Origin of the sequence: Motilimonas pumila (assembly GCF_003596335.1) — a bacterium.
GTDB lineage: Bacteria > Pseudomonadota > Gammaproteobacteria > Enterobacterales > CBDFNC01 > Motilimonas > Motilimonas pumila.
Map to the genome: position 1 here is coordinate 1 of NZ_QZCH01000146.1, position 616 is coordinate 616.

Sequence of the window (616 nt, forward strand, 5' to 3'; positions counted from 1 at the left end):
GTCATCGCTGATTCTCAAGCACAAACTCGATGCGCCCTTGAGGGGGCTCGACACCGTGCCACCAGCTGATCGTCCGCCCGTCGGTATCGTCTTCTGGGCCTTTCGCGTAATGGTCGGGATCGGTTTCGCGATGCTCGGGATCGGAATGCTGAGCCTCATCGCGCGCTGGCGCAAGGCGCTCTACGACTGGCCTCTACTGCATCGCTTTGCTGTGCTGATGGGGCCGTCGGGACTGATCGCAGTGCTGTCCGGCTGGATCGTGACGGAAGTCGGACGGCAACCCTTCACAATCTATGGTCTGTTGAGGACCGCCCAAAGCGCTTCACCGCTGGATGCTCCTGCGGTCGCTACCTCTTTGCTGGCATTTGTGGTCGTCTATTTCACCGTTTTCGGCATGGGCATTTTGTATCTGCTTCATCTGATGAAGAAGCCACCTGAGGCGCATGAAACGCCGTTAGGCGATGCGCCTATTCGCAGCGCGGGCATCACGCCCGCGCCGGCCATAATCGAGGGAGCATCGTCATGATCGATCTCACCGTCATCTGGGCCTGTATCATCGGCTTCGCCATTATCGCCTATGTCGTGATGGACGGCTTTGACCTCGGCATCGGCATCC

The 616-nt window shown here is 59.1% G+C and carries 1 protein-coding gene and 1 pseudogene; both read left to right on the forward strand.

From position 1 onward, the window contains the following. Nucleotides 1-526 (forward strand): cytochrome ubiquinol oxidase subunit I (locus tag D1Z90_RS20950; protein WP_147378832.1); only part of this gene is annotated, 526 nt, incomplete at its 5' end. Then, nucleotides 523-616, forward strand: a pseudogene (locus tag D1Z90_RS21860) (cytochrome d ubiquinol oxidase subunit II); the annotation flags it as partial. The gene D1Z90_RS20950 and the pseudogene D1Z90_RS21860, both read left to right, overlap by 4 nt.